Origin of the sequence: Bacillus sp. B4EP4a (genome assembly GCF_006680105.1) — a bacterium.
Classification (GTDB): domain Bacteria; phylum Bacillota; class Bacilli; order Bacillales; family DSM-1321; genus Peribacillus; species Peribacillus simplex_E.
Map to the genome: position 1 here is coordinate 187,571 of NZ_VHIK01000006.1, position 6,000 is coordinate 193,570.

General features: G+C 40.2%; 5 protein-coding genes. 1 reads left to right on the forward strand and 4 read right to left on the reverse strand.

Translation table 11 applies throughout. The features are described from left to right. Positions 1-55: 55 nt before the first annotated feature. The 4 genes from FNK51_RS04160 to FNK51_RS04175 all read right to left on the reverse strand — a co-directional run bounded on the left by FNK51_RS04160 (position 56) and on the right by FNK51_RS04175 (position 4,995). Positions 56-1,072 (reverse strand): aliphatic sulfonate ABC transporter substrate-binding protein, encoded by a 1,017-nt coding sequence (locus FNK51_RS04160; protein WP_141992514.1) that lies wholly within the window; start codon positions 1,070-1,072, stop codon positions 56-58. Between the two features lie 41 nt (positions 1,073-1,113). Continuing rightward, complete coding sequence (locus FNK51_RS04165) at positions 1,114-1,866, reverse strand: ABC transporter permease (protein ID WP_098371259.1); 753 nt, start codon at positions 1,864-1,866, stop codon at positions 1,114-1,116. Then, positions 1,799-2,641, reverse strand: coding sequence for an ABC transporter ATP-binding protein (locus FNK51_RS04170; RefSeq protein ID WP_063232114.1), 843 nt, complete (start codon positions 2,639-2,641; stop codon positions 1,799-1,801). The genes FNK51_RS04165 and FNK51_RS04170 overlap by 68 nt, the downstream gene beginning before the upstream one ends. Before the next feature lie 251 nt (positions 2,642-2,892). Beyond that, the gene (locus FNK51_RS04175; protein ID WP_141992515.1) at positions 2,893-4,995 is read right to left on the reverse strand and encodes a YhgE/Pip domain-containing protein; all 2,103 of its coding nucleotides are present in this window, start codon (positions 4,993-4,995) and stop codon (positions 2,893-2,895) included. Between the two features lie 299 nt (positions 4,996-5,294). Here FNK51_RS04175 and FNK51_RS04180 point away from each other — a divergent pair, with 299 nt between their 5' ends. Continuing rightward, positions 5,295-5,987, forward strand: coding sequence for a DUF421 domain-containing protein (locus tag FNK51_RS04180; RefSeq protein WP_141992516.1), 693 nt, complete (start codon positions 5,295-5,297; stop codon positions 5,985-5,987). The last annotated feature ends 13 nt before the right edge of the window (positions 5,988-6,000 follow it).

The window sequence follows — 6,000 nt, forward strand, 5'->3', positions numbered from 1 at the left end:
TGATTACAAAAAAAGCGCCAAAGCCAGGATGGCTGAGGCGCTTGCTTGTTTCAATTTATTTGGACACTTCTTCAAGAATTGATAAATCGATCATGCCTTTAATATCATTGCTAGGAATATAACCAGCTTCTTTGCTTATGTCTGCCATTTCCTGAATGACTTGCTCATTAACTTCAGTTGTCACTTCAAGGCGTGAAAATGCTGAAGCCACTTCTTCTTTACTTAATTCTTTTCCAGTCAGTTCCTTCAAATGCTTAATAACCAATTCTTGGCTTTCTTCAGGGTTGTCTTGTATAAACTTCACCGCTTTTTCATGCGCTTTCAAATAGGAAGCAGCGAGCCCCTTTTTATCCAAGAACTTCTGGCTTGCAGCCACTACCGTGTTAGGTGAGTCTTTCCCCCATGCAAATTGATCCCAGTCAAGCAATAACTTTCCTTTTGCCTGGTTTTCCAATACATAACCCCATGGTTCCTGAGTTGCTGCTGCATCGACAGATTTTTGGACAAAAAGGGCGGTTGTGTCAGCAGGTGCCGCCGCATACAGCTCAACTGTCCCCCCATTCGTAGTCGGTTTTAAGTCAACATCTTGAAGGGCCTTCCTAAGCATGACATCCTGTGTGCTTCCAATGACGGGAATCGCTACCTTTTTACCGCCCAAATCTTTTAAATCCTTAACTTTGCTGCCCTCGCTAGCCACAAGTACGGCACCTCCATTAACAGCCCCGGAGATCAAGTGGTATTCAGGGTTTTTTACGTAAAAGTTAAGCAATGGACCAGGCCCGACCGTTCCGACATCAATGGCGTTTGTAGCCATTGCTTCCATGAATAATCCGCCATTGGCCACTGTTTTGGTTTCAATCTTAACATCTTTACCGAACTCTTCTTCGAAAAAGCCTTTTTCGAGTGCAATGATCGTTGCACTGTGGGTTAAGTTAGGAAAATATCCAATTTTCACGGATTTCCCCCCTGACCCTTCTCCTTCTTCATCATTGCTGCTGGATTGAGTGCATCCGCTTACTATTCCGATTAACAACACAGACAGAATAAGGGCAAAAAATGATTTTTTCAGCATATTTTTCTCTCCTTTTGAACTATTATTTTATTAAACTACCGTTACTTCACTCCCCATTTCAGTTGAACATTACGTTCAAGGCGGGAAAAGACAACATTATCCACGATTGTTCCGATGATTGCGATGATGATCATCACGGAGATGACCAAATCCATTTGTCCCAGTGATCTGCCCATTTCCAGCAATTGTCCAAGACCGCCTCCCCCGCCAAGTAATTCACCTGCCATCAGTGCACGCCAGGAAAAGGCCCATGCAATTCGGAGACCGGATATTATTTGCGGGACGGAGGCTGGTAAAATCACAGTGCGAAGAAAATGAAACCCGGTCGATCCATATGTTTTGGCAACCCGCTGATACAACTGGGGTACATTCCGAAAACCACTTGTTGCATTAACCGTCATCGTCCAAGTTGCGCCGATGGTGACAATAAAGAGAATCGAAAAATCATTCAATCCAAACCAAATGATCGCTAAAGGGAACCACACGATACTCGGGATAGACTGTAGTGCCGTCACGACGAATCCTAAAGTGTCTTCAACCAATTTAAAGCGCCAAATGAAATATCCTAATATTAGACCTACTATAATGGCAATCGTAAAGCCGATCAGGATACGGCCAAGGCTTTTTGCGATGGCTTCAGTTATTTGTCCGCTCATCAGTCCATTAAACAGAGTTTCCAAAACCTGGGTCAGGCTTGGGAACATGAATTCCGGAAGACTGGAAAGTCTAGATGTGACTTCCCATATCCCCGCTATCATCGCGATGAATATGATTCGTCTTAAAGCTGTAATCATTCCCCATTTCCTCCTTCAGCACTTTTTCAATTTCCTCCTGTAAAATCGATAGAACCCTTTGTTCTGTATGCAAAGTTACACTATCCGGCATAACTCCATCTTTCATGGAAGGGACGGAAATCGTCTCTTTAATTTTCCCGGGACGGGTTGCAAAGACGATAATTTTTTCGGAAAGCTGAACAGCCTCACGAATATTATGGGTAACGAAAAAGATTGTCACTTTAGTTTTTCTCCAGATTTCGAGCAGTTCTTTATGCAAGACCATCCTCGTTTGCTCATCCAGCGCAGAGAATGGCTCATCCATCAACAGGATATCCGGTTCCATCACTAACGCTCTTGCGATGGCCACCCTCTGTTTCATGCCCCCTGATAGTTGATGTGGATAGGAGTCAACATATCGGCTGAGGTGAACCATTTTTAAAATGTCCAATGCCTTGGCTTTAGCCTCTTCATTGGGAATTTTCTTTAACTTCAATCCGTATGTAACATTTTCAAGTACCGTCAACCAAGGAAATAACCCCGCCTCTTGAAATACTACGACCCGTTCCGGACCTGGCTTCATCACTTTTTTTCCAGCTACACGTATTTCACCTACATCTGCCTTATCAAGTCCGGCAATCAGATAAAGGAGTGTGGATTTACCACATCCTGAAGGGCCGACGATCGAAACGAAGCTTCCTTTCTCGACCTCTATGTTTATCTTATCGAGCACCTTTATGCTTTCTTTCTTTTCATTTTTAAAACTTTTTTCAATGCCATCTATTGTTAAATACATAAAGTCACCCCACTTTTATATCGCATCGATTTACTAAACATTATTTCTTAATAATGATTAATCCAATGGTTTTTGTCAACTATAAAAATGCAAAAATTCTAATTTATCGGTATCTTTCTATTCAACTGTCAATATATTGATAAATATTCCAAACTTACACAAAAATACATACGGGCAAATTCCATTCAGCAAATAAAAAACCTGAGCCCTTTTAAGGGTTCAGGCTAATTTTAATATCCACTTTTATAACCTTAAAAAATCCTGCTTCCATACAATTTATCCTTCATTTTTTGTGTCCTTGCATGCAGAGGCTTTTTCAAAATGATACCTAATATGAGCGTGATTACTAAAAAGAGAATCAAGATAAAAATGTCCTTGCCAGCTACGCTCCATGTTATTCCCCCTACAGATTCACGAAGTAAACCCACAGCATAAGTGAATGGCAAGAAAGGGTTAATATGTTGAAAAAAGGGCGGTGTGACTTGAATGGGGAAAGTGCCGCCGGAACTTGATATTTGAAGGACCATCAAGACGACGCTTATCCCTTTTCCAACATTTCCAAGAACGGAAACGAAGGTGTAGACAATGAGTGTAAATACTGTACTTATCAGAACAGAAAACAGGATGTACTCAAATTTATCCGCTACATAAACACCGATAAGGATGATATTCCCAATGGAAACACTAAGAGCCTGCATTACCCCAATGATGAAAAATATAAGATACCTCCCGATATAAATTTGATACGGGCTGTAGACTTTTTGAGAAACACCCACGCTAAGCATGGAAATCAATATTGTACCGCCCACCCAAAGGGAAAGTGCCGTAAAGAAAGGGGACATGGCAGATCCATAGTTCGGAATCGGAAAGAGACTGTGCTTATTGAGCAGCACTGGTTCTGAAAAAAATTCACTTTCTTGTTCAATATCATTCCTTAGGAAATCGATCACTTCTTCCATATCATAAGACTTATCGATTTCCCTCATTTTAGAAGCTAGAGCCTTTATTTTCGTTTCGATTTCCGGAAACTTATTCATTAACTTATCGATATCCCCTGTACGTGTTTCCAATGTTCGATTGGTCTCATTCAACAGCGTCCTCACCTCAGGAAGAACCTTGGTTCCCTCCGCCATCGTGACCTGGACATTATTCAATATTGATTCCGTTTCGTTCCAGATTTCATTGAATTTTGGCCCTGTTTCCTTTGAATAACTTTCCTGGAAGCTTGCCAAAACTTGATCATTGTTCCCGCCAAGTTCGATAAGATTACCGTAAGCTCGGTCATTTAGCGCTTGAAGTTGGTTCGATGTATTATCCCTTAATTCATCAACTAGCTGTATTTCTGGCTGAAGCAAGTTTTTCCCATTAAATTGATTGACTCTCACCAATAAATTATACATACTGTCCAAAAGGTACAACTCTTTATTTATCCTCGTTACCCCTTGTTCCACTAGCAGATTCGACTCATTGTCAGGCAAATCCTGACCCGTTAACCGGTTCGCCAGTACTAAAACGGATTCATTATCGCTCCTGATATTCACAATATCATTTTTCAAAAGGGGATTGATTTCTTCGAATGCCTGCCTTGTTGAATCTACATAACTAGAAACGTCCGACACCAATTTGTCCTTCTGCGACGTTATTCCTTCTATTGAATCCAATCCATCATTGACCTTCTTAATGATATCTTCAGCCTTTTTAACATGTGTTTGAACCGTTTTAATATTTTGTTCAAGCTCAGGCAGTTGACCCTCTAATAAATACACCATATTCTTCATTTTTTGAATTGTCGGCAACTCGTTTTGAAGGGTGATTCCCAGTTCATTAAATATTGCAAGGATACTCCCACTGGCCGATTTGATAAAGGTTTTGCTCACATTGTCCACAATGCTGTTTGCACCCGCTGCCGTAATTTTAGGAGCAATGGAATTGATTTTTTCATTAACATAGTAATCAATCTCCGCCTTTTTAGGGTCATCGGTCATGATTGTCGCAATATGTTCGGAAAAGTTCTCGGGAATGATGATGGATGCATAATAATCCCCCTTTTCCACCTTAGCTTTCGCCTCTCTTTCCGAAGTGAATCTCCAGCCTAAATCCTTATTCTCCTTTAACCCCTCTATGACTTCCTTGCCTATGTTCACGGCTTCGCCATTTAACTCCGCACCTTTATCATTATTGGCAACACCGACAAGAATTCCTTCCGTATTTGCATACGGGTCCCAAGATGCGACAATATTAAACCATGCATAAATGGAAGGGATGAACATGAGAAAAACGACTACGATACAAACAAAGAAATTTTTATAAATGCTTTTTAAATCGTCAATGAAAATTTCCCGAATATTTCTCAAAACATACCCCCGTGCAAATGTATTTTGATACTATTATTCGAAGAAATTTCTTAATCGATACTAAGTAAACATATCCATGGATTTATTGAACCAAACAAAAAGAAGCAAGTAACGAACTACTTGCTTCTTTTTGTTTGATTAATTGTTCATGATCTATCGCACCCATTGAATCCATCTATCAATTTATGCTAGATGGATCCAAATTCAAAGACGGTTTTTTAGTTACAGAATAAACGGCAAGGTGCAAGAACATACTATCACAAACTAACTGCACGGAGTTTTGTAAGGGAGAAATAGTCATGTCAGACGCTGTTGAAATCATCTTTCGAACATTTACCTCTTTTATTTTGTTATGGGTATTTGTCCAGCTCCTCGGTAAACAGACAATTGCCCAGAGGACCTATCACCTTTATATCGCTTCAATTACGATGGGGACAATTGCAGGAAATCTGGCATTCAATATTAAAATTAAATTCCTGTATTTTATCATAGCAATTATTATTATGGGTACCGTCGTTTTTATGCTGAATCTTCTAGCGGTTCGAAATCCGCGCTTCGGGAAATGGATCGCTGGAGAACCTGCTACCTTAATTCAAAAAGGGAAGATTCTCGAAGAGTCAATGGAACGAATGGGGTATTCACTGGATTCTCTTAAACAGGCTTTGCGTGGAAAAGATGTCTTCAACATAGAAGAAGTCGAATATGCCATTTTAGAGATTAATGGCTCCCTCTCTGTATTAAAAAAAGAACAATACCAAAATGCCACCAAGCAGGATTTACCTTTACTGCCCTCTGCAGGAACTGTACCGATTGAACTGGTCTATGACGGGAAGATCTTATATGAAAACTTATCCAAACACACCTACGATGACGAATGGTTAATGGCTGAACTCAAAAAAAGAAACCTTGCTGTTTTTGACATCTCGTATGCTGTCGTAGGGACAAAAGGAAATTTGTATATTGATTTGATTAAGGATCAATCAAGGGAATAATCCATTGCATTTC

Bases quoted from the DNA above. Each gene is read 5' to 3' on its own strand.
- FNK51_RS04160 (WP_141992514.1), bottom strand. From the start codon at position 1,072: ATGCTGAAAAAATCATTTTTTGCCCTTATTCTGTCTGTGTTGTTAATC.
- FNK51_RS04165 (WP_098371259.1), bottom strand. From the start codon at position 1,866: ATGATTACAGCTTTAAGACGAATCATATTCATCGCGATGATAGCGGGG.
- FNK51_RS04170 (WP_063232114.1), bottom strand. From the start codon at position 2,641: ATGTATTTAACAATAGATGGCATTGAAAAAAGTTTTAAAAATGAAAAG.
- FNK51_RS04180 (WP_141992516.1), top strand. From the start codon at position 5,295: ATGTCAGACGCTGTTGAAATCATCTTTCGAACATTTACCTCTTTTATT.